Below are 22,937 nucleotides of genomic sequence, written 5' to 3' on the forward strand. Positions count from 1 at the left end.
GCCGAAGCCGCCTTTCAATTTCGAACCATGCGGTTCAAAATGTTATCCGGTATTAGCCCCGGTTTCCCGGAGTTATCCCAGTCTTATGGGCAGGTTACCCACGTGTTACTCACCCGTCCGCCGCTAACTTCATAAGAGCAAGCTCTTAATCCATTCGCTCGACTTGCATGTATTAGGCACGCCGCCAGCGTTCATCCTGAGCCAGGATCAAACTCTCCAATAAAGTTAGTTTGTCTAGCATCTAAAATAAAAATTGACGTTTCACGTTGTTTGTTTCGTTCAGTTTTCAAAGAACTACTTGGTCGCTCATTTGCGACTTCCTTATGTTAACATCTTCGTTAGTTAATGTCAACTAAGTTTTTCAATTTCTTTTTGTCGTTTTCTGCGTTTCCGCATCAGCGACGGTTATTAATTTAACATATACAAACTATTAACGTCAACACTTTTTAATAAAAAATTCTTTTTCTTACATAACGAATACATTCTTCTGTGTTAGCTACTCTCCGGAATAAACAGAAAATGATTTTATATCTTTCTTCCATAGCTTTTTTTACAACTTCATGAATACGCTCATCTTCAAAATCAAATAAAAGTTCCTCTAATTCTCTCTTCAATATGTATTCCATTTCTTTTCTCTCTTCTTTTGTCAACATCAGCCCAAGCAAACAATCACCTCAATAATTCCTTACGCAACAATAAACGTTCCGCTCATTTTCAATTATCACAATCCTATCATCCATTATATCCACTACTTACGATATTAATCCTTTGTTCTCTTTTTTATATTTCCAGCATATATGTAACTGAAAAGGATTGGACAAAGGGGCGTAATATTATGTTTTTCTTTTTTATTACGAGTAAGAGAAATTTTAAACACATTAGCTTAATAGTGATACTGTCCTTATTTACAGCATGGCTACTCTTTTTAAAAACATATTCACATGAATCTGCTTTTTCAACTGCTACAGGCCCTAAAGTAATTTACAAAGGAGACACCGCTAAAAAGCAAGTTGCATTTACGTTTGATATTAGTTGGGGAGACAAAAAAGCAATTCCAATCCTAGATACTCTTAAAGAAAAAGAAATTAAGAATGCAACCTTCTTCCTTTCTGCTGCATGGGCCGAAAGACACCCCGATATTGTAGAGCGAATCATGAAAGATGGACACGAAATCGGTAGTATGGGGTACAATTACACATCCTATACTTCTCTAGAGACAAATGAAATAAGACGAGACCTTTTACGAGCACAAGATGTTTTTACGAAACTTGGTGTAAAACAAGTCAAGCTGTTACGTCCACCTAGTGGCGAATTTAACAAAGCAACCCTTAAAATCGCAGAATCACTTGGATACACCGTCGTGCATTGGAGTAATAATTCAAACGATTGGAAAAACCCAGGTGTAAATAACATCGTTTCCACTGTCTCTAATAATTTGAAAGGTGGAGATATCGTGTTATTACACGCATCCGATTCTGCCCTTCAAACAAATAGAGCTTTACCGCTGCTCCTGCAAAAAATAAAAAGTGATGGATATGAGCAAATATCCGTTTCACAACTTATTTCCAACACAAGTACGAAAAGTGAAGATGTGAAGTAGCTTCTTCCCTACTACTCTTCACGCATAAAAAGCTCTACTACCTTTCAAGAAGGTGGTAGAGCTTTTTTAATCATACCATTTACAACATTATAACTGCTGTTGTATAAAACCTCTCTATTAAGCTGATTTACTTGTTTTTCCGATTAAACGATGTAATACAAGTAATTGATATGCATTACATAACAATAGCGGTATAACCATTAAATATAACCAATCTGTATCATTAATCCGAAGCGCGGGTACCCATTCAAGGATCGTTACAACAACCATAAAGAACAGAGCTGGCACAAATGCTTTTTTATTTGTTTCTTTACTTTTTACATAAGCAACAATTGCTCCAAACACAAATAACATTCCAGCAACAAGTATATTATTCCCTAACGAGACTTCCCCATTTGCAATAAGTACAGATCTTAAATACACAAAATCAAATAATACGAATGCAATAAAGAAGAGCTGGACTGCATTCCATAAAGAAGATGAGCGAAACATCCCTAGTCCAAAACGGTGGATTGTTAAATATGCAAAGAATCCCATTTGACTTATAACACTAAAAATAAATCCTACACCCATCAGCCAGAAAGATACTGCTAAAATCTCCTTACCGTCGAAATTTTGAAAAAATTTATTGTACTTGTCCCACTCCAAAACAAAACCAATAATAACTGTGCTAATCCCACCAAGAAACAACGTCGTTAAAAATAGTCGTACCCACTTGCGGCTATTCACAACACATCCCCCATTATCCTTATATTTCTAATTAAATTGTATCAATGACAATTTCAAAAAGCTAGCCATGTTCATGTATAAATTCCTTAAAGATATTTATATTAAAAAGAGAGAACTGTGCTGAAAGGAGTTCCAACTTATGAAACGGATGCTATTCATTTTCGTTTCTTCTTTTCTACTTATCGCACTTGCAGCATGCGCACAAGGAAAAGAAACGAAATCCGAACTAGATTACGATCAAACAAAGAAAATGATTGTTGATATTTTAAAAACAGATCAAGGTAAGAAAGCTATTCAAGATGTATTAACTGATGAAAAAATGAAACAAGCACTCATACTAGATGAAACAGTAGTAAAGAAAACGATTGAAGATGCCATGGTATCCGATAAAGGGCAACAATTCTGGGAAAAGCTCTTTAAAGATCCTGAGTTCTCATCAAAATTTGCTAAAAGTATGGGGAAAGAACAAACTCAATTAATGAAAACCTTATTAAAAGACCCTGAATACCAAGCAGGCGTTATAGAAATTATGAAAAATCCTGAAGTAGAAAAAATGATGTTACAAACAATGAAGAGTAAAGAATACCGTCAATATCTACAACAAGTACTAACAGAAACTGCTGAAAGTCCACTCTTCCAAGCCAAGATGATTGATATCATTAGTAAAGGTGTGCAAAAAGCTGAAAAAGGCGGATCTGGTAAGAAAGAAGCAGGCGGTGACAGTGGTTCTCAAGGCGACAAGAAGGAAGAACAGTAAAAAATAATAACTATAATAACGAGTGGACAATTTATATATTGTTCACTCGTTATTACTTTATCTTGCTATTAACAGACAAAATGGACCCCTCTAATTAAGCGAAAGGTTTACTAGCAACAAAAGCCTTATTGTTGTCAGTAACAGGTGAACCCCACTGATTAAAGTTTCACTTTATTTTTGTGTAACAGCTGTTTTATCAATTACTGTTTCAGCTATTTTACTATAAATAATGCCCGTTGTATGTGTATCTTCATATACTGAAGGAGCAAAGTCTTCTTTATTCCAATCGGGTTGTTGCAGTGGAATACGACCAAGAACATTCGTTTGTAATTCGGTAGCTAACTTATCTCCTCCGCCTTTTCCAAATACATATTCTTTCTCACCAGTTACCTTACTTTCAAAATATGCCATATTCTCAACAACACCAAGAATACTATGTTCAGTGCGCAATGCCATCGCTCCAGCACGCGCTGCTACAAACGCAGCTGTTGGATGAGGCGTCGTTACAATAATCTCTTTGCAAGATGGCAACATTGAGTGCACATCTAACGCAACATCACCTGTGCCTGGTGGCAAATCTAGTACTAAATAATCTAAATCGCCCCATTCTACTTCTGTGAAGAAGTGGTTTAACATTTTCCCAAGCATAGGTCCTCTCCAAATAACTGGTGCATTATCCTCTACAAAGAAGCCCATCGAGATTACCTTTACACCTAAACGTTCCACCGGAATTATCTTGTCACCTCTTACGATAGGACGTTTTTCTATCCCCATCATGTCTGGCACACTAAAACCGTAAATGTCCGCATCAATAATACCAACTTTTTTTCCTAAACGAGCTAAAGCAACTGCAAGGTTAACGGAAACAGTTGATTTTCCCACGCCACCTTTTCCACTCGCTACTGCTAAGAATGTTGTTTTTGAATTAGGTGACAATAAAGATTCACTTTGCTCTTCTTCTTGTTCCGGTGCAAACTGAGCTAATTCCTCTTCTGTAAATTCTGCAAAACGAAGTCCAACTGTTGCTGCCCCAAGTTCTTTTACTAACTTTACAATTCCAGACTGCAACTGCATTTGTTCCGCTGTACCGGTTTTTACGATTGCAATTTTGACACTCACATGTTCCTTCTCTGGCTTGACTGTTACCTCTTTAATTGCACTTGTTTCTTTTAATGTTTTATGTAAAAACGGATCTACAATCCCTTCTAACGCTTCAACCACTTGCTCTTTCGTTACCATAATTAGCCCAGCCCCCTGTATGAAAAATAACGTAATGTTAATTGAATTTATCTCTGCTTATCCTTGAAATAAATGCGTTTACATTTCCAGTATAACATATTTTCCGAAAACTTCGTTAACGAGAGAAGCTCAAAAAAATCCTCCTTATTCTGGAGGATTTCCTTTTTCCGTGAAATAACGTAATATACCACGGTATATTGCAGCTGCTACCTTTTGCTGATATTTCTCCGAATTTAACATATACCTTTCGTTCACATTCGATAAAAAGCCAGCTTCAATTAAAGCACCTGGTGTTTTAGAATACTTTAATAAATATACATGCGAAATTGTCTTAGCAGAACGATTCGTGTTCTCTAAACTTGTTCTCAATTCAGCCTGTATAAATTTTGCAGCACGTTCATTTTCAATCGAAGAGCGGTAATAGAACGTTTGTGCGCCTTTCGATCCACTACTAGTTAAAGCATTTAAATGAATACTTGCAAAAAAGTCTACATCAGGTTTATTGATGATTTCTACACGTTTTTTTAAATCCTCTGCTTTACGTCTACTATATGACTTTGTATCTTTGTTAGCTAAATCATAATCTCCCTCACGCGTTAAAATAACTAGTGCACCTTGTTCTTGTAAATAGTCTTGTACCTTTTTTGTAATTTCAAGCGTAATATCCTTTTCTATAATATCCTTTCCACCAACAGCCCCTCCATCTGGTCCACCATGCCCAGCATCTAATACAATTACTTTCCCTGATAAGGGTAAATTCCAAGCTCGCCACGATTTTGTAATTTGAAATTCTTGCTTGACTAAAAAAAACAATACAACCGCAGCGAGTGCAAAAGAGATAATTCGAATTCTCTTCATACCTTTCCTCCTCCAGCTAGTCCCTCTAATTACTTATATGGGACAAGAGGAAAGTTTATGCTTGTCTTAATGAAGCTTTAATCGATATCTTCTTTCACCTTTTTCATACCCTTCTTGCCACCACAATCCTATAAACTGCTGACAAGATTCAAAAAGTAACTCCTCATCTTTCAACTTTATTTCTCGCATAGTCATACTCGTTAAAAATTGAAATAGCGTTTCAGTTAATTGTTGTTCTTCTTCTAAAGCTCTATATTTCACATCAAAAAACGATTCACCATAATAACCAAATTTACTGTATCTCGCTCCTAATAAATACGATTCTATCCCTAATTCAATACAGTAATCTTCATACTGACGATGAAGCTCTTGCATTTGAAAGGCATCACGAATATTTGAACGCAATGTTTTTAATGATAATTCCCGCAACATCTTCCGCTCGTATTTTAACTGCTTTTCTTTTTGTTTTTCTTGTAAGCTGACAATGACATTCATAGTACATATAAACCTCCCTAATACGTATTAGTCTAAACTTCTAAAGAAGAAGCATACGCGTGGCGGGAGCACTAAAATATTCCAAGCTATAAAAATTGCAAAAGAGGAATGAAACATAAAAAAACCCCAACCAAAATGGTTGGGGTTTGTAGTTCGCAAAAATTAACGTTTTGAGAACTGAGGTGCACGACGTGCGCCTTTAAGACCGTATTTTTTACGCTCTTTCATACGTGCGTCACGAGTTAATAGACCTGCACGTTTTAATGTTAGACGGTATTCTGGATCAGCTTTTAATAAAGCGCGAGAAATACCGTGACGAATAGCACCAGCTTGACCAGTGTATCCACCACCATTTACGTTTACAAGTACATCGTAGTTACCTAAAGTTTCTGTTGCAACTAGAGGTTGTTTCACTACTTCACGTAATGCAGCAAATGGGATATAGTTTTCAAAATCACGACCGTTAATGATAACGCGTCCTTCGCCTGGAACTAGGCGTACGCGCGCTACTGAACTCTTACGACGTCCAGTGCCATAGTATTGAACCTGTGCCAAAGTAAGCCCTCCTTTAATTAATTATCCGCGAAGTTCGTAAACTTCTGGTTTTTGTGCTTGGTGTGGATGCTCTGCTCCAGCATACACGTTAAGTTTCTTAGAAACTTGACGGCCTAAGCGTCCTTTTGGAAGCATGCCTTTAATTGCAAGCTCTAACATTTGTACAGGGTAGTTTGTACGCATTTCAAGAGCTGTTCTTTGCTTAAGTCCACCTGGGTGGTTAGTGTGACGGTAGTAAATTTTATCGTTTAATTTATTACCTGTTAAATGAATTTTCTCAGCGTTAATAATAATTACATGATCACCCGTGTCAACGTGTGGTGTAAATGTAGGTTTGTTTTTACCACGTAAAATGGATGCTACTTCACTAGCAAGGCGACCTAAAGTTTGACCTTCAGCATCAACCACATACCATTTACGCTCAACTTCGTTAGCTTTTGCCATAAAAGTCGTACGCATGTGTTTCCCTCCTCGTTATCTTTTCCATAGAAAAAATCTATTGTTTATCTTAAACACGATTTCCTTCCGGGGCTAATCGTGGTTTTAGAAACAATACCATATGTTATGATATACTTTTGAGTTTCTAATGTCAAGCAAATGTTACACCAGGATTAGTTGTTATAGTTTACCTCCCATAAGTAAAGCCCATGACCTGGAGCCATCTTTCCAGCAAACTGACGATTTTGTTTCGCTAAAATCTCTGGAATGCTATCAGGATCAAGCTTTCCTTGCCCTACGCTAAGTAACGTACCAACAATAATTCTGACCATATTATATAAAAATCCATTACCTACAAAACGAAAAATTATTTCATCATTTTGTTCAATTAACTCGATTTCATAAATTGTTCGCACTTTATCTTTTTTGTCAGTTTTTGCCGAACAAAAAGAAGTGAAATCATGTGTTCCAATAAAATAAGGAATTGCTTTTCTTATAGAGTTGATTTCGAGCGGGTATGGATATTGATATACGTAATTTCTACGGAATACATCCGCAGTCTTTGATAATAATACACGATAACGATATTCTTTTTTCTCAACACCGTAACGTGCATGAAATTCTTCTGTTTTTTTCTCTACTTGCCTAATAACAATATCATCTGGCAACATTGTGTTTAAAGCATTAATCCATTGCCATTCTTCAAGAGACAAAGGAGTATCAAAGTGTATTACTTGTCCTTTTGCATGAACTGTAGAATCTGTTCTACCAGATGCCTGAACACGAACAAGTTCTCCCTTATGCAATTTCTGCAATGCTTTTTCTATCTCCTGTTGAACAGTACGATGGTTCGGCTGAATTTGATAACCACAAAAATGCATGCCATCATATGCAACCGTACATTTTATTCTATCCATTTCTCTATTCTCCATTACGATCGCACCCATGCCAAAATACAAGCTAAACAAAATAAGCTGACAATCGTTACTGTATCGCTTGTTTTCCAGCGTAGTTGCCTAAATTTAGTACGTCCTTCACCACTTTGATATCCACGAGCTTCCATCGCAATGGCTAAGTCCTCTGCACGCTTAAAAGCACTGATAAACAGAGGAACGAGCAGTGAAATAATAGCTTTTATTCTATCTTTTATCGGTCCCCCGGCAAAATCAATACCACGTGACGCTTGTGCTTTCATTATTTTACTCGTTTCATCCATTAATGTCGGGATAAAACGAAGAGAAATTGACATCATTAATGCGATTTCATGAACAGGAACCTTTATACGCTTCAACGGCTTTAATAACGTCTCCAAACCATCTGTAATTTCAATAGGTGTCGTCGTTAACGTTAATAATGTCGTCATTAAAATAATAACGAAGAATCGTACAGAAATGTATATCCCTTGCTCTAATCCTTTTTCATATATCGAAAACCAACCAAGCTGGAATAGTACATCCCCCTCTTTATTTGTAAAAATATGCAGGAAAAATGTAAAAAGAAAAATCCATAAAATTGGTTTTAAGCCCGAAAGTACATAACGAATCGGCACTTTTGCAAAAAATAAAGCAATGAGTGCATATAAAAATAAAAATCCATATGAAATCGCATTATTTGCTAAGAAAACAACAAATACATATAAAAAGACAATCAGCAGCTTCGTACGTGGATCAAGTTGATGAATAAGTGAATTCCCCGGGATATATCTCCCAATAATCAACTGCTGCATGATTCATGACCACCTTTTCGTAACACCTGCACAACTTCATGAGTAAGATCCTCTAAAGATAAGGTAGCCTTTGGAATTGAAATACCAAACTTCTCTTCAATTGCACGTTTATACTTTAATGACATAGGAAGATCCACACCAATTTTCTCTAGTTCATCAGCATGTGAAAATACTTCCTCTGCACTTCCTTGCAAAAAGACCGTTCCTTTATACATAACTACAATCTGCTCCGCATACTGAGCAGCATCCTCCATATTATGCGTTACAAGGATGACTGTAAGACCTTTCTCCTTGTGCAACTTATAAAACATCTCCATAAGTTCGTTCTGCCCTTTTGGATCTAGTCCTGCTGTAGGTTCATCTAATACAAGCACTTCAGGTTCCATTGCCAGTACACCCGCTATAGCAACACGTCTCATTTGTCCACCACTTAATTCGAACGGAGAACGTGCTAACAGTTCTGGTTCTAGCCCTACAAGTTCAATTGCCTTTCTAGCCTTTTGCCTTGCTTCGTCTACAGATACTCCAAAATTAGTAGGGCCGAAACAAATATCTTTCTCCACAGTCTCTTCAAACAACTGATGTTCTGGGAATTGAAAGACAACCCCTACTTTCTTACGTAGTGGCTTTAGCTTTTTTTCTTTCTTTCCTGCCGAAATCAAATGTTCACCAATTTGAACTGTACCATTTGTCGGCTGCAATAAACCATTTAAATGTTGAATCATCGTCGACTTTCCTGAACCAGTATGACCGATAATGGCATAATAGCCCCCACTTGGAAACGACACGTCTACATCATAAAGTGCGCGTCTTTCAAATGGAGTTTTATATTGATAACGATGTTCTACTTTTTGGAATGTAATCTCCAAAGTTCGTTCACCAAGCTTTCCATTGTAAGATGCGTATTTTGCAAGAGAATTTCATTTCTTTTTAATAATTCTGCTATTTTCACCGAAAACGGTACATCTAAGCCAATTTCTTGGAGCATATGAGAGGATTTGAAAATTTTTTCTGGAGTCCCTTCCTCTAATATTTCTCCCTTATTTAAAATAATGACACGATCTGACTGTGCCGCTTCTTCTAAATCGTGCGTAATTGATAACACGGTAATACCTTTTTGAGTAACAAGTTGTCTAACCGTTTCTACTACTTCACGTCTCCCTTGAGGGTCTAACATTGACGTTGCTTCATCTAATATTAAAATAGATGGTTGAAGTGCTAAAACGCCTGCTATTGCCACTCGCTGCTTTTGCCCACCAGATAAGGAATGAGGCTCATCATTAAGAAAATCTTCCATACGGACAAGTTGCAAGGCCTGTTCTAATCTTTCAATCATTTGTTCTCTTGGCATTCCGATATTCTCCAAGCCAAATACAACATCATCTTGCACTGTCGTTCCAACAAATTGATTATCTGGATTTTGAAATACCATTCCAATTTGTTTTCGAACATCCCATACCGTTTCCTCTGATAAAACCATTGTATCATTTACTGTAATAGTCCCTGCTTCTGGCAAAAACAAACCATTCAATAATTTTGCAAGTGTAGACTTTCCTGAACCGTTTTGTCCAATAATAGATACCCATTCTCCCTCATATAAGGAAAATGAAACATCTTTTAATGCATAAGTGGCTGCCCCAGGATATTGAAATGATATATTTTCTATCCGAAGTTTCTCTTTTTTCAATAGAAGGCACCCTTTCCTTCGCCAAGTTAGCCTATTTTTATATTTAAAAAAAAGGGCCATGACCAGTTTCTTGAAAAGAACTGTCCTGCCCTTTTAATTATCATTATACTAACTCGATAATTACCATTGGTGCTGCGTCTCCGCGACGTGGACCAATTTTTGCAATACGAGTGTATCCGCCTTGGCGCTCAGCATAGCGTGGAGCTACATCAGCGAATAGTTTTTGAAGTGCATCTTGACCAGTCTCAGCGTTAGCTACTTCATTGCGAATGAAAGCTGCTGCTTGACGACGAGCATGAAGATCTCCGCGTTTACCTAAAGTGATCATTTTTTCCACTACAGAACGAAGTTCTTTTGCACGAGTTTCTGTCGTTTGGATGCGCTCGTTGATAATTAAATCAGTAGCTAAATCACGTAACATAGCTTTACGTTGCGCACTTGTACGGCCTAATTTTCTGTATGCCATTCGTAGTTCCCTCCTTTGTTGATGGGTTTAAATCCTCAGTCGTCTTTACGTAAACCTAAACCTAATTCCTCAAGTTTATGTTTAACTTCTTCTAAGGATTTACGTCCTAAGTTACGAACTTTCATCATATCTTCTTCTGTTTTGTTCGCAAGCTCTTGTACAGTATTAATTCCTGCACGTTTTAGGCAATTATAAGAACGAACAGAAAGGTCTAGTTCTTCGATAGTCATCTCAAGAACTTTCTCTTTTTGATCTTCTTCCTTCTCGACCATAATCTCAGCATTTTGTGCTTCATCAGTTAAACCAACAAAGATATTTAAATGCTCAGTTAAGATTTTGGCACCTAAAGAGATAGCTTCTTTTGGCCCGATGCTTCCATCCGTCCATACATCAAGCGTAAGCTTATCATAATTAGCCACTTGTCCGACACGTGTCTTTTCCACTTGGTAAGTCACACGTGATACTGGAGTATAAATAGAATCAATAGGAATTACTCCTATTGGTTGATCTTCGCTTTTATTTGCATCAGCTGGCGTATACCCACGGCCACGCTTTGCAGTTAAACGCACGCGGAAATGCGCATCTTTTGCTAACGTTGCAATGTGTAAATCTGGATTTAAGATTTCTACATCACTATCGTGAGTAATATCAGCAGCTGTGACAATACCTTCGCCCTGTACATCAATTTCCAACGTCTTCTCTTCTTCAGAGTAGATTTTAAGAGCTAACTTTTTCAAGTTTAAGATGATCGTCGTAACGTCTTCTACTACGCCCTCAACTGTTGAAAATTCATGTAATACGCCATCGATTTGGATAGCAGTAACAGCGGCACCAGGGAGTGAGGATAAAAGAATACGACGTAAGGAGTTACCCAAAGTAGTACCATATCCACGCTCAAGCGGTTCAATTACGAATTTACCATATTTAGCATCTTCGTTAAGTTCAACCGTTTCGATTTTCGGCTTTTCGATTTCAATCATTAACTAAACCCTCCTTCAAAACGTCGAAACCCCGGTTAAACAAAGGTATAACCCCTGTCTAACCGAAAGTCCCCCTTAGGCAGTTCCCGATTGTGCACAACAAGCGATGTTTCTGTACGAAATTTCTCGATAATGCATCATATCCATTATAGACAAAAGGGAAAATTCTATACAGAAAAATTACACACGACGACGTTTTGGTGGACGACATCCATTATGAGGAACTGGAGTAACATCTCTAATTGCTGTTACTTCTAGACCTGCAGCTTGAAGAGCACGAATTGCAGCTTCACGACCAGCACCAGGACCTTTAACAGTAACCTCTAAAGTTTTTAAACCGTGTTCCATTGCAGCTTTAGCAGCAGTTTCAGCAGCCATTTGCGCAGCGAATGGAGTAGATTTACGAGATCCACGGAAACCAAGTGCACCAGCACTAGACCAAGAAAGTGCGTTACCGTGAGTATCTGTAAGTGTTACGATTGTGTTGTTGAAAGTAGAACGAATATGAGCTATACCAGCTTCAATATTCTTTTTCACACGTTTTTTACGAGTGTTTGTTTTACGTGCCATTGTTAGTTCAACCTCCTTTACTTATTATTTCTTTTTATTTGCTACTGTACGACGTGGACCTTTACGTGTACGAGCATTGTTTTTAGAGTTTTGACCACGAACTGGTAAACCACGACGGTGACGAAGACCACGGTAAGAACCGATCTCCATTAGACGTTTGATGTTAAGAGATACTTCACGACGAAGGTCTCCCTCAACTTTAATACGATCGATGATATCACGGATACGTCCTAATTCGTCTTCCGTTAAATCACGAACTCGTGTTTCTTCAGAAATACCTGCTTCAGCAAGAATTTTTTCAGCAGTTGTGCGACCAATGCCGAATACGTAAGTTAAAGAAATAACAACGCGTTTGTCTCGAGGAATATCTACACCTGCGATACGTGCCATTACGAATGCACCTCCTTCTGATTAACCTTGTTTTTGTTTATGTTTAGGGTTTTCACAAATAACCATTACTTTTCCACGTCTACGAATAACTTTACATTTTTCGCAGATTGGTTTAACTGACGGTCTTACTTTCATGTCTCGAACCTCCTTAAAGATTACGGAGTGCTATATTATTTAAAACGGTACGTAATACGACCACGATTTAAATCGTACGGAGATAATTCTACCGTAACTTTGTCTCCTGGTAAAATACGAATGAAGTTCATACGGATTTTACCAGAAACGTGAGCCAATACGACATGCCCATTCTCTAATTCTACTTTGAACATAGCATTTGGCAACGTTTCAAGAACGGTACCTTCGACTTCAATTACATCATCTTTAGCCATTCAATAGTTCTCCCTTCTTCAAATCAGTAACATTTTACACTGCTCTGAAATCCCGGAGAGCCAGCTACTTATAAAGTGGTAAGGATTTCGTATCCTGCTTCTGTAAGAGCAATCGTGTGCTCAAAATGGGCACACCATTTACCATCTACCGTTACCACTGTCCAGTCATCAGATAGTGTTTTTACATATCGTCTTCCTTGATTCACCATCGGCTCAACACAGATGACCATTCCCGGCTTTAGTCTAGGGCCTCTATTTGGTGGACCATAGTGCGGGATTTGAGGGTCCTCATGTAAGTCTTGCCCGATTCCGTGACCAACATACTCCCTAACGATCGAGAATCCATTCTCTTCAGCATGGGTTTGAACCGCATGTGAGATATTTGATAATCTCTCGCCTGGTTTTACTTGTTCTAGACCAAGATACAACGATTTTTCTGTGACATCAAGTAGCTTTTGAACAGATTCAGAAATGTTTCCAACTGGATACGTCCATGCAGAATCTCCATGGTACCCATTGTATTTCGCACCAATATCGATACTGATGATATCGCCCTCTTTGAGCTTGCGCTTCCCTGGAATTCCGTGTACAAGCTCTTCATTTACAGAAGCACATATGCTCCCCGGAAATCCGTTGTATCCTTTAAAAGATGGCGTAGCACCATATTTTTGAATCGTCTTTTCCGCTATTTGATCGAGCTCTTTCGTTGTAATTCCTGGAGTAATGTGCTGTTTCAACTCTTGATGAGTCAAAGCAACGATCCTGCCAGCTTCTCGCATGATTTCTATCTCGCGAGGAGTTTTGCAGATTATCATTACGCTAAGCCTCCGATGAGAACATCGATATCAGCAAATACTTTATTGATATCTTGCTCACCATTAATGCTTTGTAAGTAACCAAGCTCTTCGTAGAAATCAAGCAAAGGTTTTGTTTGCTTAATATTTACATCTAAACGATTTGCTACAGTTTCTTCATTGTCATCAGAGCGTTGATATAATTCGCCACCACATTTATCGCACACATCAGCTTTTGCTGGTGGATTGAATTCTAAGTGGTAAGTCGCACCGCACTCTTTACAAATGCGACGGCCTGTAAGGCGTTTTAATAACAACCCTGAATCCACATTAATGTTTAAAACATAGTCGATTTTTTTGCCAAGATCTTTCATAATTTCTTCAAGAGCTGATGCTTGTGCAACAGTTCGTGGGAAACCGTCTAGTAAGAAACCTCTTACGCAGTCGTCTTGACTTAAACGTTCACGAACGATTCCGATTGTAACTTCATCTGGAACAAGTGCACCTTTATCAATAAAAGATTTTGCTTGTAGACCCATTTCAGTTTCAGCCTTCATAGCTGCACGGAACATGTCTCCTGTTGAAATGTGAGGGATGTTATACTTGGCAACAATCTGTTCGGCTTGTGTACCTTTACCAGCACCAGGAAGCCCCATTAAAATTAAGTTCATCCTTGTTCCCCCTCAGAGTACATGAGCATGTAGGGAAGACAATTCTTCCCACTTACTCACTGCTTGATAAACCCTTTGTAATGGCGTTTTACCAGTTGGCTTTCTAGCTGCTTCATTGTTTCTAAAGCAACGCCGACAACGATTAACATACTCGTTCCACCGATCTGTGCAGATGGAGGAAGATTTCCCAATTTCGTAAAGATAACTGGTAAGATTGCAATCGCTGCTAGGAAAATTGATCCTACAAAGGTCAAACGATACAAGATTTTTGTTAGATATTGTTCCGTATTCTTACCCGGACGAATACCTGGAACATATCCACCTTGCTTGTTTAGATTCTCTGACATTTGCTCTGGATTAACCTGAACAAATGCATAGAAATATGTGAAGGCTACAATGAGCGCAACATATATGATCATTCCCACTGGGTGAGAATAGTTAAAGTTTGCAATAATCCACTGCGATACATCATGTTTCGGGAAGAACTGTGCAATAGTCGGAGGCGTAATTAAGAATGAAACAGCAAAAATTACTGGAATAACACCAGCACTATTTACCTTAAGCGGTAAATGTGTGTTTTGTGCTCCAGCATAACCACCATTTCCTCCTGTTACACGCTTCGCATATTGAATTGGGATCTTTCTAACAGCCTGTTGAATGAAAATAACACCCACAATAACTGCTAGCACAGCTAGTAAAATCAATGCAACTTTAACGATACTCATGAACAATTGATCTCCGATATTTTGAAACTGTTGCTGATACACTTGAGATATAACACTTGGGATCGCTGCGGCAATACCGCCAAAGATAAGGATGGAAATACCATTACCTACACCTTTAGCTGTAATCTGTTCACCTAACCACATTAAAAATGCAGTACCAGCAGTCAGTACCGTAGCAATGTATAAATAAGTGCTCCAACCTGGATTCAAAATTAATTGTCCACCTACCATACCGTTAAAACCGATTGACATACCAAACCCCTGAATAAACGCAAGAACAATTGTAAAGTAACGCGTGAATTGCGTTAATTTACGACGGCCCATTTCACCTTGCTTCGACCATTCCGAAAATTTAGGAACAACATCCATCTGCAATAATTGCACGATGATGGATGCTGTAATATACGGCATGATTCCCATCGCAAAGATGGAGAAGTTTTTCAAGGCTCCACCGCCAAATGTATTTAGAATACCTAAAGCATTTAATTGATCTTGTGCCTTCAGTACGTCTCCATTTGTAAATGGCACGGGGATAAACGTGCCAATCCTGAATACGATTAACATCGCTAAAGTGAATAATATTTTACGTCTTATCTCAGCAACGCGCATAAAGTTGGAGATTGTACGAAACATTAGATCACCTCAACTGATCCGCCAGCTGCTTCAATTGCTTCTTTAGCACTTGAAGAGAACTTGTGCGCTTTAACAGTTAGTTTTTTCTCTACTGCTCCGCTTGCAAGAACTTTAACACCGTCGTTTAACTTGCTGATAACGCCAGTTTCCAGCAATAATTCAGGTGTTACTTCTGTACCATCTTCAAAACGATTTAACGTTGATAAGTTTACAATAGCAAACTCTTTACGGTTAATGTTTGTGAAGCCGCGTTTTGGTAAACGACGGAATAATGGAGTTTGACCACCTTCGAAGCCAAGACGAACACCGCCGCCAGAACGTGCGTTTTGTCCTTTATGACCTTTACCAGCAGTTTTACCGTTACCAGAACCGATACCACGACCGACACGGTTACGTACTTTACGAGAACCTTCTGCAGGTTTTAATTCATGAAGTTTCATTCCCAGGCACCTCCTTATATTAATGAGTTATCCTTAAGCTTCTTTTACAGTTACAAGGTGAGAAACTTTGTTGATCATACCAAGAATAGCAGGAGTTTCTTCCTTAACTACAGTTGAATTCAACTTTTTAAGACCTAAAGCTTCTACCGTCGCACGTTGATCTTGTGGACGACCAATTACACTACGAGTGAGGGTAATTTCTAACTTTTTCGCCATTTGTTTTCCCTCCTTAACCTAGTAGCTCTTCTACAGATTTACCGCGTAATTTTGCAACATCTTCAGCGCGCTTAAGTTCGCTTAATCCGTTCACAGTAGCGCGAATCATGTTGATTGGTGTGTTAGAACCAAGAGATTTCGAAAGAATATCTTGTACACCAGCTAATTCAAGGACCGCACGAACAGGTCCACCAGCAATAACACCAGTACCCTCAGCAGCAGGTTTTAAGAATACTTCACCAGCGCCAAAATGACCGTTGATTGTGTGTGGAATTGTTGTACCAACTAATGGTACAGCGATTAAGTTTTTCTTAGCGTCTTCGATAGCTTTACGGATTGCGTCTGGTACCTCTTGTGCTTTACCAGTACCGAATCCAACATGACCGTTTTTATCGCCAACTACAACTAGTGCAGCAAAGCGGAAACGACGACCACCCTTAACAACTTTCGCGACACGATTTATCGTAACTACACGTTCTTCAAGTTCTAATTTACTTGGGTCAATGCGATGCATCAATTTTCCCTCCTTTGACCATTAAAATTGTAATCCAGCCTCACGAGCAGCTTCAGCTAGAGCTTTAACACGGCCATGGTATAAGTAACCACCGCGATCAAATACTACTTCTTTAACGCCTTTCTCTACAGCACGCTTAGCAACTGATTCTCCAACTTTCGTAGCAGCTTCAATATTGCTAGTACCGTTAAGAGCAAGGTCTTTATCAAGAGTAGATGCACTTACTAACGTTACACCATTCACATCATCAATAACTTGAGCGTAAATATGTTGGTTAGAACGGAACACGTTTAAACGTGGACGCTCTGCAGTACCAGTAAGTTTAGCACGTACACGTGCATGTCTTTTCTTACGAGTCGCATTTTTATCAGCTTTAGTGATCATTCTTGTCACTCCTTTCTCTCACCTAACGGGTTTACTTAGCAGTTTTACCTTCTTTACGACGAACAACTTCGCCTTCGTAACGAATACCTTTACCTTTGTAAGGCTCAGGAGCACGTACAGCACGGATGTTAGCAGCGAATTCGCCAACACGTTGCTTGTCGATACCTTTAATTACGATCTTAGTTGGTGCAGGTACTTCAACTTCAAGACCTGCTTCCGGAGTCATTTCTACTGGATGAGAATAACCTACGCTTAATACAAGTTTATCACCTTGTTTTTGAGCACGGTAACCAACACCGACTAATTCAAGTCCGCGTGCGAAACCTTCAGTTACACCTTCAACCATGTTTCCGATTAAAGCACGAGTTGTACCGTGTAATGCACGGTGTTCCTTCTGTTCAGATGGACGCTCAACTGTTAATGTATTCTCTTCAATTTTGATAAGCATATCAGCATTGAAAGTACGAGTTAATTCACCTTTAGGGCCTTTTACTGTTACAGTATTGTCTTCTGCAACTGTAATAGTAACACCTGCAGGGATTTCAAGAATCTTTTTACCAATACGAGACATGTGGTCACACCTCCGTTCGTTTTAAATATATATTACCAAACGTATGCTACTACTTCTCCACCAGTTTGTAATTGACGAGCGTCTTTGTCTGTCATTACTCCCTTAGATGTAGAAACAAGAGCGATACCTAATCCGTTAAGTACACGTGGTACTTCGTCAGCTTTAGCGTAAACGCGTAAGCCAGGTTTACTGATACGTTTTAATCCAGTGATTACACGTTCATTGTTTGCACCATATTTCAGGAAAATACGAAGGATACCTTGTTTGTTATCCTCGATGTATTCTACATCACGAATGAAACCTTCACGTTTTAAAAGTTCAGCGATCTCTTTTTTGATTTTAGAAGCAGGAACCTCTAATTTCTCATGACGTACCATGTTCGCATTACGGATGCGAGTAAGCATGTCTGCAATTGGATCTGTCATCACCATGTGTTTTACCTCCTTCCCATTTGTGGGTTTTACCAACTAGCTTTTTTAACACCAGGAATTTGACCTTTATATGCAAGTTCACGGAAACAAATACGGCAAAGTTTAAATTTGCGGTATACAGAATGCGGACGACCGCAGCGTTCGCAACGTGTATACTCTTGTACTTTAAACTTAGGAGTACGCTTTTGTTTCGCTATCATAGATTTTTTAGCCACGTTTTCGCCTCCTCTACTTAGCGTTGGCTTCCATTATTTTTGGAATGGCATACCGAATTGTGTTAACAGTTCACGAGCTTCTTCATCAGTTTTCGCTGTAGTAACGATTACGATGTCCATACCGCGGACTTTGCTTACTTTATCATAATCAATCTCAGGGAAAATAAGTTGCTCTTTAACACCTAATGTATAGTTTCCACGACCATCGAATGATTTCTTAGAAACACCACGGAAATCACGTACACGTGGTAAAGAAACTGATACTAATTTGTCGAAGAACTCATACATTTGCTCGCCGCGTAAAGTTACTTTCGCACCGATTGGCATACCTTCACGAAGACGGAAACCAGCGATTGATTTTTTAGCACGAGTTACAACAGGTTTTTGACCTGTGATTTGTGTTAATTCTTCTACTGCGTTGTCTAACGCTTTTGAGTTAGATACCGCGTCACCAACACCAGTGTTGATTACGATCTTTTCGATTTTTGGTACCTGCATTACAGATTTATAGTTAAACTTGCTCACTAGAGCAGGAGTAATTTCCTTTTGGAACTTCTCTTTAAGGCGATTCAATGAAGTGACCTCCTTTCTTAAGAAAATTATTTATCTAATAATTCACCAGATTTTTTTGCAATACGAACTTTTTTACCATCTTCTACTTTGAAGCCTACGCGAGTAGGTTCACCTGTTTTCGGATCTAAAATCATAACGTTAGAAACGTGAATAGGTGCTTCTTTAGTAATAATTCCACCTTGTGGATTTAATTGAGATGGCTTAGAGTGCTTCTTAACGATATTGACACCCTCAACGATAACACGGTTTTGCTTTGGGAAAGCCACAAGGATAACGCCTTGTTTTCCTTTGTCTTTACCAGTGATTACCTGTACTTTATCACCTTTTTTTACATGCATCTTAATTCTGCACCTCCTTAGCAAGGCAATACCTTAAATTATAGAACTTCTGGAGCTAAAGAAACGATCTTCATGAAGTTGCTATCACGTAATTCACGAGCTACTGGTCCGAAGATACGAGTACCACGTGGGCTCTTATCGTCTTTAATGATAACCGCTGCGTTTTCATCAAATTTGATGTAAGAACCGTCCGGACGACGAGCTCCGCTCTTCGTACGTACTACTACTGCTTTAACAACGTCACCTTTTTTAACAACGCCACCTGGTGTTGCTTGTTTTACCGTAGCAACGATAATGTCACCAATGTTAGCATATTTACGACCAGAGCCGCCTAATACTTTAATTGTTAAAAGTTCACGTGCACCAGAGTTGTCAGCAACTTTCAAACGAGATTCTTGTTGGATCATGTTATGAAACCTCCCTTCGGACTAAAAATTCCGATTCGTCTATTTAGATAATAACCGCTTCTTCAACGATTTCAACTAAACGGAAACGCTTAGTAGCAGAAAGCGGGCGAGTTTCCATGATTTTAACGATATCGCCAAGTTTCGCTTGGTTTTGCTCATCATGGGCTTTGTACTTCTTAGAATACTTAACACGTTTTCCGTACAAGGAATGAGTTTTGTAAGTTTCAACTAAAACTGTAATCGTTTTGTCCATTTTGTCAGACACTACACGACCAGTATAAACTTTGCGTTGGTTACGTTCGCTCACTATGCAAACCTCCCCTCAATTTATCGATTAATTCCGATCTCTCTTTCACGAACTACAGTTTTCATACGAGCAATTGCTTTACGCACTTCACGAATGCGAGTTGGATTCTCTAATTGTCCTGTAGCAAGTTGGAAGCGAAGATTAAACAACTCTTCCTTTAAAGCTTTAACTTTTGTTTCGATTTCGGCAGTGGTTAATTCACGAATATCATTAGTTTTCATTAGATTCACCACCATTTTCTTCACGTTTTACGAATTTACATTTCACAGGTAACTTGTGAGCTGCAAGACGTAATGCTTCGCGTGCTACCTCTTCAGATACACCCGCGATTTCGAACATAATTTTCCCAGGTTTTACTACTGCTACCCAGCCTTCTGGTGCCCCTTTACCGGAACCCATACGTACTTCTAGAGGTTTTGCAGTGTAAGGTTTAGAAGGGAAAATTTTAATCCATACTTTACCGCCACGTTTCATGTAACGAGTCATTGCACGACGAGCAGCTTCGATTTGACGGTTTGTAATCCATGAAGCAGCTTGTGCTTGTAAACCGAATTCACCGAAAGCAATTTCAGTTCCGCCTTTAGCACGACCACGCATTTTACCACGATGCTCTCTACGATATTTTACGCGTTTTGGCATTAACATATTATTTTCCTCCTTCCTCAGAAGCTTTCTTTTTTGTAGGAAGGACTTCTCCACGGTAGATCCATACTTTTACGCCTAATTTACCGTATGTTGTATCAGCTTCAACTGCTGCATAGTCAATATCAGCGCGAAGTGTATGAAGTGGAACAGTTCCTTCACTGTAAGATTCTGCACGAGCGATATCAGCTCCGCCAAGACGACCAGAAACCTGTGTTTTAATACCTTTAGCACCTGCACGCATAGCACGTTGAATAACTTGCTTTTGTGCACGACGGAATGATACACGGTTTTCTAATTGACGAGCGATGTTTTCGCCTACTAATTTAGCGTTAAGATCAGCTCTCTTAACTTCTAAAATGTTGATGTGTACACGCTTGCCTGTTAATTGGTTAAGAGCTTTACGAAGTGCTTCAACTTCAGTACCACCTTTACCAATTACCATACCAGGTTTTGCAGTGTGAATTGTAACATTTACACGATTTGCTGCACGTTCGATTTCTACTTTAGCAACAGCAGAATCTTTTAAGCGTACATTAATGTACTCACGGATTTTGATGTCTTCATGTAATAATGTAGCGTAATCTTTCTCAGCGAACCAACGAGATTCCCAGTCACGGATAACGCCGACACGAAGACCAATTGGATTAACCTTTTGACCCATCGATTATCCCTCCTTCTTTTCTGATACCACAACTGTGATGTGGCTTGTGCGTTTGTTAATTTGGCTTGCACGACCCATTGCACGTGGACGGAAACGTTTTAACGTTGGACCTTCGTCAACGAAAACTTTTTCTACAACTAGGTTGTTAATGTCCATCTCATAATTGTGCTCTGCATTTGCGATTGCAGATTTTAAAACTTTTTCTACAACTGGAGAAGCAGTTTTTGGTGTGTGGTTAAGGATAGCAATCGCTTCACCCACTTGCTTACCTCGGATTAAGTCTACTACTAAACGAACTTTACGAGGAGCAATACGAACTGTTCTCGCTACTGCTTTAGCTTGCATTGAAGTGCCTCCTCTCATTATCTTCTAGTTTTCTTATCGTCAGCAAGGTGACCTTTGTACGTACGAGTTGGTGCGAATTCACCTAACTTATGGCCAACCATATCCTCAGTGATGTACACAGGTACGTGTTTACGACCATCATATACAGCGATTGTGTGTCCGATGAACTGAGGGAAGATTGTTGAACGGCGAGACCAAGTTTTAACAACTTGTTTTTGCTCAGATGCAACTAATTTTTCCATTTTGCTCATTAAGTGATCATCGACAAATGGTCCTTTTTTTAAGCTACGAGCCATTTTGGTGCCTCCCTTCGTGATTGGCGTACGGTTCTAGAAATGAACCGTACTACAATCCCATTATTTTTTACGACGACGAACGATAAATTTGTCAGACGCTTTGTTTTTCTTACGAGTCTTGAATCCAAGAGTTGGTTTACCCCATGGAGACATTGGAGACTTACGTCCGATTGGAGAACGTCCTTCACCACCACCGTGTGGGTGATCAACAGGGTTCATTACAGAACCACGAACTGTTGGGCGTTTACCTAACCAGCGAGAGCGACCTGCTTTACCGATTTTGATAAGTTCGTGTTGTTCGTTACCTACTTGACCGATTGAAGCACGACAAGCAGATAATACAAGACGTACTTCACCAGAAGTTAAACGTACAAGTACGTATTTACCTTCTTTACCAAGTACTTGAGCAGATGTACCAGCAGAACGAACTAATTGTCCGCCACGACCAGGCTTAAGCTCGATGTTATGAACAACAGTACCTACTGGAATGTTGATTAATGGTAATGCGTTACCGATTTTAATGTCAGCTTCTGGGCCAGACATAACTTCCATACCTACTTCTAAAGATTTAGGAGCAAGAATGTAACGTTTTTCACCGTCAACGTAGTTAATTAATGCGATATTCGCAGAGCGGTTTGGATCGTATTCGATCGTAGCAACGCGTCCTGGAATTCCATCTTTGTTACGCTTAAAGTCGATGATACGGTATTGACGCTTATGTCCGCCACCTTGATGACGTACAGTGATTTTACCTTGGTTATTACGACCAGCCTTCTTGCTTAAAGGAGCAAGTAATGACTTTTCGGGTCTATCAGTCGTGATTTCAGCGAAATCATTCGTAGTCATATTACGACGACCGTTAGTAGTTGGATTATACTTTTTGATTCCCATC

The 22,937-nt window shown here is 39.0% G+C and carries 39 protein-coding genes and 1 rRNA gene (1 of these 40 running past the window's edge); 2 read left to right on the forward strand and 38 right to left on the reverse strand.

Annotated features, from left to right (window positions below):
- Both MKY38_RS21440 and MKY38_RS21445 read right to left on the reverse strand, forming a co-directional pair.
- A 16S ribosomal RNA gene (locus tag MKY38_RS21440) occupies positions 1-223 on the reverse strand (it extends 1,329 nt beyond the left edge of the window).
- 223 nt (positions 224-446) lie between these two features.
- Positions 447-665 (reverse strand): hypothetical protein, encoded by a 219-nt coding sequence (locus tag MKY38_RS21445; RefSeq protein WP_000901147.1) that lies wholly within the window; start codon positions 663-665, stop codon positions 447-449.
- Positions 666-835: 170 nt separating this feature from the next.
- Here MKY38_RS21445 and pdaB point away from each other — a divergent pair, with 170 nt between their 5' ends.
- A complete protein-coding gene (gene pdaB, locus MKY38_RS21450; RefSeq protein WP_000464703.1) occupies positions 836-1,600 on the forward strand; it encodes a polysaccharide deacetylase family sporulation protein PdaB in 765 nt (254 codons plus the stop codon).
- A 117-nt stretch (positions 1,601-1,717) separates the two neighbouring features.
- Here pdaB and kbaA read toward each other — a convergent pair whose 3' ends face one another.
- On the reverse strand, positions 1,718-2,329 hold the full coding sequence (gene kbaA / locus MKY38_RS21455) for a KinB signaling pathway activation protein KbaA (protein WP_001088527.1): 612 nt from the start codon (positions 2,327-2,329) through the stop codon (positions 1,718-1,720).
- A gap of 139 nt (positions 2,330-2,468) precedes the next feature.
- Here kbaA and gerD point away from each other — a divergent pair, with 139 nt between their 5' ends.
- Positions 2,469-3,086, forward strand: a complete 618-nt coding sequence (gene gerD / locus MKY38_RS21460; RefSeq protein WP_065223395.1) for a spore germination lipoprotein GerD — start codon at positions 2,469-2,471, stop codon at positions 3,084-3,086.
- Between the two features lie 171 nt (positions 3,087-3,257).
- Here the strand turns inward: gerD and MKY38_RS21465 are convergent, their stop codons facing one another.
- The 35 genes from MKY38_RS21465 to rplB all read right to left on the reverse strand — a co-directional run bounded on the left by MKY38_RS21465 (position 3,258) and on the right by rplB (position 22,936).
- On the reverse strand, positions 3,258-4,325 hold the full coding sequence (locus MKY38_RS21465; protein ID WP_000256628.1) for an Mrp/NBP35 family ATP-binding protein: 1,068 nt from the start codon (positions 4,323-4,325) through the stop codon (positions 3,258-3,260).
- A gap of 144 nt (positions 4,326-4,469) precedes the next feature.
- Positions 4,470-5,183, reverse strand: a complete 714-nt coding sequence (gene cwlD / locus MKY38_RS21470; RefSeq protein ID WP_000822439.1) for an N-acetylmuramoyl-L-alanine amidase CwlD — start codon at positions 5,181-5,183, stop codon at positions 4,470-4,472.
- 66 nt (positions 5,184-5,249) lie between these two features.
- Complete coding sequence (locus MKY38_RS21475) at positions 5,250-5,678, reverse strand: DUF2521 family protein (protein WP_001101005.1); 429 nt, start codon at positions 5,676-5,678, stop codon at positions 5,250-5,252.
- 162 nt (positions 5,679-5,840) lie between these two features.
- Positions 5,841-6,233, reverse strand: a complete 393-nt coding sequence (gene rpsI / locus MKY38_RS21480; protein ID WP_000079986.1) for a 30S ribosomal protein S9 — start codon at positions 6,231-6,233, stop codon at positions 5,841-5,843.
- A gap of 21 nt (positions 6,234-6,254) precedes the next feature.
- Positions 6,255-6,692, reverse strand: coding sequence for a 50S ribosomal protein L13 (gene rplM / locus MKY38_RS21485; protein ID WP_001260793.1), 438 nt, complete (start codon positions 6,690-6,692; stop codon positions 6,255-6,257).
- Between the two features lie 152 nt (positions 6,693-6,844).
- Positions 6,845-7,588, reverse strand: coding sequence for a tRNA pseudouridine(38-40) synthase TruA (truA, locus tag MKY38_RS21490; RefSeq protein ID WP_002098927.1), 744 nt, complete (start codon positions 7,586-7,588; stop codon positions 6,845-6,847).
- Between the two features lie 14 nt (positions 7,589-7,602).
- Positions 7,603-8,397, reverse strand: a complete 795-nt coding sequence (locus MKY38_RS21495) for an energy-coupling factor transporter transmembrane component T family protein (RefSeq protein ID WP_065223394.1) — start codon at positions 8,395-8,397, stop codon at positions 7,603-7,605.
- The gene (locus MKY38_RS21500; RefSeq protein ID WP_065223393.1) at positions 8,385-9,266 is read right to left on the reverse strand and encodes an energy-coupling factor ABC transporter ATP-binding protein; all 882 of its coding nucleotides are present in this window, start codon (positions 9,264-9,266) and stop codon (positions 8,385-8,387) included. Before MKY38_RS21500 ends, MKY38_RS21495 begins: the two co-directional genes overlap by 13 nt.
- Entirely contained in the window at positions 9,242-10,084 is an 843-nt protein-coding gene (locus MKY38_RS21505) for an energy-coupling factor ABC transporter ATP-binding protein (RefSeq protein ID WP_000711757.1), read from the reverse strand. Before MKY38_RS21505 ends, MKY38_RS21500 begins: the two co-directional genes overlap by 25 nt.
- 103 nt (positions 10,085-10,187) lie before the next feature.
- On the reverse strand, positions 10,188-10,550 hold the full coding sequence (gene rplQ / locus MKY38_RS21510; protein ID WP_000331490.1) for a 50S ribosomal protein L17: 363 nt from the start codon (positions 10,548-10,550) through the stop codon (positions 10,188-10,190).
- A 35-nt stretch (positions 10,551-10,585) separates the two neighbouring features.
- Positions 10,586-11,530: a DNA-directed RNA polymerase subunit alpha gene (locus MKY38_RS21515; protein ID WP_000569643.1), complete on the reverse strand. Its 945-nt coding sequence runs from the start codon at positions 11,528-11,530 to the stop codon at positions 10,586-10,588.
- Between the two features lie 180 nt (positions 11,531-11,710).
- Positions 11,711-12,100, reverse strand: coding sequence for a 30S ribosomal protein S11 (gene rpsK, locus MKY38_RS21520; RefSeq protein ID WP_000101798.1), 390 nt, complete (start codon positions 12,098-12,100; stop codon positions 11,711-11,713).
- Positions 12,101-12,124: 24 nt separating this feature from the next.
- Positions 12,125-12,490 (reverse strand): 30S ribosomal protein S13, encoded by a 366-nt coding sequence (gene rpsM / locus MKY38_RS21525; RefSeq protein WP_000090788.1) that lies wholly within the window; start codon positions 12,488-12,490, stop codon positions 12,125-12,127.
- Between the two features lie 21 nt (positions 12,491-12,511).
- The gene (gene rpmJ, locus MKY38_RS21530) at positions 12,512-12,625 is read right to left on the reverse strand and encodes a 50S ribosomal protein L36 (RefSeq protein ID WP_000868344.1); all 114 of its coding nucleotides are present in this window, start codon (positions 12,623-12,625) and stop codon (positions 12,512-12,514) included.
- A 35-nt stretch (positions 12,626-12,660) separates the two neighbouring features.
- Positions 12,661-12,879 (reverse strand): translation initiation factor IF-1, encoded by a 219-nt coding sequence (infA, locus tag MKY38_RS21535; RefSeq protein ID WP_001029884.1) that lies wholly within the window; start codon positions 12,877-12,879, stop codon positions 12,661-12,663.
- Between the two features lie 68 nt (positions 12,880-12,947).
- On the reverse strand, positions 12,948-13,694 hold the full coding sequence (map, locus tag MKY38_RS21540; RefSeq protein WP_000582539.1) for a type I methionyl aminopeptidase: 747 nt from the start codon (positions 13,692-13,694) through the stop codon (positions 12,948-12,950).
- Complete coding sequence (locus tag MKY38_RS21545; protein WP_001048989.1) at positions 13,694-14,344, reverse strand: adenylate kinase; 651 nt, start codon at positions 14,342-14,344, stop codon at positions 13,694-13,696. The genes map and MKY38_RS21545 overlap by 1 nt, the downstream gene beginning before the upstream one ends.
- Positions 14,345-14,400: 56 nt before the next feature.
- Positions 14,401-15,702, reverse strand: a complete 1,302-nt coding sequence (gene secY, locus MKY38_RS21550; RefSeq protein ID WP_000490117.1) for a preprotein translocase subunit SecY — start codon at positions 15,700-15,702, stop codon at positions 14,401-14,403.
- Entirely contained in the window at positions 15,702-16,142 is a 441-nt protein-coding gene (gene rplO, locus MKY38_RS21555; RefSeq protein ID WP_000766081.1) for a 50S ribosomal protein L15, read from the reverse strand. The genes secY and rplO overlap by 1 nt, the downstream gene beginning before the upstream one ends.
- A gap of 33 nt (positions 16,143-16,175) precedes the next feature.
- Positions 16,176-16,358, reverse strand: a complete 183-nt coding sequence (gene rpmD / locus MKY38_RS21560; protein WP_001085234.1) for a 50S ribosomal protein L30 — start codon at positions 16,356-16,358, stop codon at positions 16,176-16,178.
- A gap of 13 nt (positions 16,359-16,371) precedes the next feature.
- A complete protein-coding gene (gene rpsE / locus MKY38_RS21565) occupies positions 16,372-16,872 on the reverse strand; it encodes a 30S ribosomal protein S5 (protein WP_000554646.1) in 501 nt (166 codons plus the stop codon).
- 21 nt (positions 16,873-16,893) lie between these two features.
- Complete coding sequence (gene rplR / locus MKY38_RS21570) at positions 16,894-17,256, reverse strand: 50S ribosomal protein L18 (protein ID WP_000628816.1); 363 nt, start codon at positions 17,254-17,256, stop codon at positions 16,894-16,896.
- 31 nt (positions 17,257-17,287) lie between these two features.
- A complete protein-coding gene (rplF, locus tag MKY38_RS21575; RefSeq protein WP_000086558.1) occupies positions 17,288-17,827 on the reverse strand; it encodes a 50S ribosomal protein L6 in 540 nt (179 codons plus the stop codon).
- A 32-nt stretch (positions 17,828-17,859) separates the two neighbouring features.
- On the reverse strand, positions 17,860-18,258 hold the full coding sequence (rpsH, locus tag MKY38_RS21580; protein ID WP_000245511.1) for a 30S ribosomal protein S8: 399 nt from the start codon (positions 18,256-18,258) through the stop codon (positions 17,860-17,862).
- Between the two features lie 29 nt (positions 18,259-18,287).
- Complete coding sequence (gene rpsN / locus MKY38_RS21585; protein WP_001085700.1) at positions 18,288-18,473, reverse strand: 30S ribosomal protein S14; 186 nt, start codon at positions 18,471-18,473, stop codon at positions 18,288-18,290.
- Between the two features lie 33 nt (positions 18,474-18,506).
- Positions 18,507-19,046 carry a 50S ribosomal protein L5 gene (gene rplE / locus MKY38_RS21590; RefSeq protein ID WP_001080831.1) on the reverse strand — a complete coding sequence of 180 codons (540 nt, stop codon included), beginning with the start codon at positions 19,044-19,046 and terminating at the stop codon, positions 18,507-18,509.
- A gap of 26 nt (positions 19,047-19,072) precedes the next feature.
- Positions 19,073-19,384, reverse strand: coding sequence for a 50S ribosomal protein L24 (rplX, locus tag MKY38_RS21595; protein ID WP_000558200.1), 312 nt, complete (start codon positions 19,382-19,384; stop codon positions 19,073-19,075).
- Positions 19,385-19,422: 38 nt separating this feature from the next.
- A complete protein-coding gene (gene rplN, locus MKY38_RS21600) occupies positions 19,423-19,791 on the reverse strand; it encodes a 50S ribosomal protein L14 (RefSeq protein ID WP_000615912.1) in 369 nt (122 codons plus the stop codon).
- 43 nt (positions 19,792-19,834) lie between these two features.
- Positions 19,835-20,098, reverse strand: coding sequence for a 30S ribosomal protein S17 (rpsQ, locus tag MKY38_RS21605; RefSeq protein ID WP_000004106.1), 264 nt, complete (start codon positions 20,096-20,098; stop codon positions 19,835-19,837).
- 20 nt (positions 20,099-20,118) lie between these two features.
- Complete coding sequence (gene rpmC, locus MKY38_RS21610) at positions 20,119-20,319, reverse strand: 50S ribosomal protein L29 (protein WP_000855718.1); 201 nt, start codon at positions 20,317-20,319, stop codon at positions 20,119-20,121.
- Positions 20,309-20,743, reverse strand: a complete 435-nt coding sequence (gene rplP, locus MKY38_RS21615) for a 50S ribosomal protein L16 (RefSeq protein WP_000928969.1) — start codon at positions 20,741-20,743, stop codon at positions 20,309-20,311. Before rplP ends, rpmC begins: the two co-directional genes overlap by 11 nt.
- A gap of 1 nt (position 20,744) precedes the next feature.
- A complete protein-coding gene (gene rpsC, locus MKY38_RS21620; protein WP_000529956.1) occupies positions 20,745-21,404 on the reverse strand; it encodes a 30S ribosomal protein S3 in 660 nt (219 codons plus the stop codon).
- A 3-nt stretch (positions 21,405-21,407) separates the two neighbouring features.
- Positions 21,408-21,749 (reverse strand): 50S ribosomal protein L22, encoded by a 342-nt coding sequence (gene rplV / locus MKY38_RS21625; protein ID WP_001148024.1) that lies wholly within the window; start codon positions 21,747-21,749, stop codon positions 21,408-21,410.
- A gap of 17 nt (positions 21,750-21,766) precedes the next feature.
- Positions 21,767-22,045, reverse strand: a complete 279-nt coding sequence (rpsS, locus tag MKY38_RS21630; RefSeq protein WP_000124454.1) for a 30S ribosomal protein S19 — start codon at positions 22,043-22,045, stop codon at positions 21,767-21,769.
- Positions 22,046-22,105: 60 nt separating this feature from the next.
- The gene (gene rplB, locus MKY38_RS21635) at positions 22,106-22,936 is read right to left on the reverse strand and encodes a 50S ribosomal protein L2 (RefSeq protein WP_000511583.1); all 831 of its coding nucleotides are present in this window, start codon (positions 22,934-22,936) and stop codon (positions 22,106-22,108) included.
- Position 22,937: the final 1 nt, after the last annotated feature.

The sequence above is a fragment of the Bacillus sp. FSL R5-0585 genome, assembly GCF_038004545.1.
GTDB classification, from domain to species: Bacteria; Bacillota; Bacilli; order Bacillales; family Bacillaceae_G; genus Bacillus_A; species Bacillus_A cereus.

Coding starts and splice junctions, on each gene's coding strand:
- rpsE (WP_000554646.1), bottom strand. CDS start 16,872: ATGCATCGCATTGACCCAAGTAAATTAGAACTTGAAGAACGTGTAGTT.
- secY (WP_000490117.1), bottom strand. CDS start 15,702: ATGTTTCGTACAATCTCCAACTTTATGCGCGTTGCTGAGATAAGACGT.
- rpsM (WP_000090788.1), bottom strand. CDS start 12,490: ATGGCACGTATCGCAGGTGTAGATATTCCTCGAGACAAACGCGTTGTT.
- rplB (WP_000511583.1), bottom strand. CDS start 22,936: ATGGGAATCAAAAAGTATAATCCAACTACTAACGGTCGTCGTAATATG.
- truA (WP_002098927.1), bottom strand. CDS start 7,588: ATGGATAGAATAAAATGTACGGTTGCATATGATGGCATGCATTTTTGT.
- rplV (WP_001148024.1), bottom strand. CDS start 21,749: ATGCAAGCTAAAGCAGTAGCGAGAACAGTTCGTATTGCTCCTCGTAAA.
- rplF (WP_000086558.1), bottom strand. CDS start 17,827: ATGTCTCGTATTGGTAAAAAGATTCTTGAAATCCCTGCAGGTGTTACT.
- rpmC (WP_000855718.1), bottom strand. CDS start 20,319: ATGAAAACTAATGATATTCGTGAATTAACCACTGCCGAAATCGAAACA.
- rplP (WP_000928969.1), bottom strand. CDS start 20,743: ATGTTAATGCCAAAACGCGTAAAATATCGTAGAGAGCATCGTGGTAAA.
- rplR (WP_000628816.1), bottom strand. CDS start 17,256: ATGATCACTAAAGCTGATAAAAATGCGACTCGTAAGAAAAGACATGCA.
- infA (WP_001029884.1), bottom strand. CDS start 12,879: ATGGCTAAAGATGATGTAATTGAAGTCGAAGGTACCGTTCTTGAAACG.
- rpsS (WP_000124454.1), bottom strand. CDS start 22,045: ATGGCTCGTAGCTTAAAAAAAGGACCATTTGTCGATGATCACTTAATG.
- pdaB (WP_000464703.1), top strand. CDS start 836: ATGTTTTTCTTTTTTATTACGAGTAAGAGAAATTTTAAACACATTAGC.
- rplN (WP_000615912.1), bottom strand. CDS start 19,791: ATGATCCAACAAGAATCTCGTTTGAAAGTTGCTGACAACTCTGGTGCA.
- rplO (WP_000766081.1), bottom strand. CDS start 16,142: ATGAAACTTCATGAATTAAAACCTGCAGAAGGTTCTCGTAAAGTACGT.
- rpmJ (WP_000868344.1), bottom strand. CDS start 12,625: ATGAAAGTAAGACCGTCAGTTAAACCAATCTGCGAAAAATGTAAAGTT.
- MKY38_RS21475 (WP_001101005.1), bottom strand. CDS start 5,678: ATGAATGTCATTGTCAGCTTACAAGAAAAACAAAAAGAAAAGCAGTTA.
- rplX (WP_000558200.1), bottom strand. CDS start 19,384: ATGCATGTAAAAAAAGGTGATAAAGTACAGGTAATCACTGGTAAAGAC.
- rpmD (WP_001085234.1), bottom strand. CDS start 16,358: ATGGCGAAAAAGTTAGAAATTACCCTCACTCGTAGTGTAATTGGTCGT.
- MKY38_RS21515 (WP_000569643.1), bottom strand. CDS start 11,530: ATGATTGAAATCGAAAAGCCGAAAATCGAAACGGTTGAACTTAACGAA.
- rpsK (WP_000101798.1), bottom strand. CDS start 12,100: ATGGCACGTAAAACAAACACTCGTAAAAAACGTGTGAAAAAGAATATT.
- cwlD (WP_000822439.1), bottom strand. CDS start 5,183: ATGAAGAGAATTCGAATTATCTCTTTTGCACTCGCTGCGGTTGTATTG.
- rplQ (WP_000331490.1), bottom strand. CDS start 10,550: ATGGCATACAGAAAATTAGGCCGTACAAGTGCGCAACGTAAAGCTATG.
- MKY38_RS21545 (WP_001048989.1), bottom strand. CDS start 14,344: ATGAACTTAATTTTAATGGGGCTTCCTGGTGCTGGTAAAGGTACACAA.
- MKY38_RS21465 (WP_000256628.1), bottom strand. CDS start 4,325: ATGGTAACGAAAGAGCAAGTGGTTGAAGCGTTAGAAGGGATTGTAGAT.
- map (WP_000582539.1), bottom strand. CDS start 13,694: ATGATAATCTGCAAAACTCCTCGCGAGATAGAAATCATGCGAGAAGCT.
- rplM (WP_001260793.1), bottom strand. CDS start 6,692: ATGCGTACGACTTTTATGGCAAAAGCTAACGAAGTTGAGCGTAAATGG.
- rpsC (WP_000529956.1), bottom strand. CDS start 21,404: ATGGGTCAAAAGGTTAATCCAATTGGTCTTCGTGTCGGCGTTATCCGT.
- MKY38_RS21495 (WP_065223394.1), bottom strand. CDS start 8,397: ATGCAGCAGTTGATTATTGGGAGATATATCCCGGGGAATTCACTTATT.
- rpsH (WP_000245511.1), bottom strand. CDS start 18,258: ATGGTGATGACAGATCCAATTGCAGACATGCTTACTCGCATCCGTAAT.
- gerD (WP_065223395.1), top strand. CDS start 2,469: ATGAAACGGATGCTATTCATTTTCGTTTCTTCTTTTCTACTTATCGCA.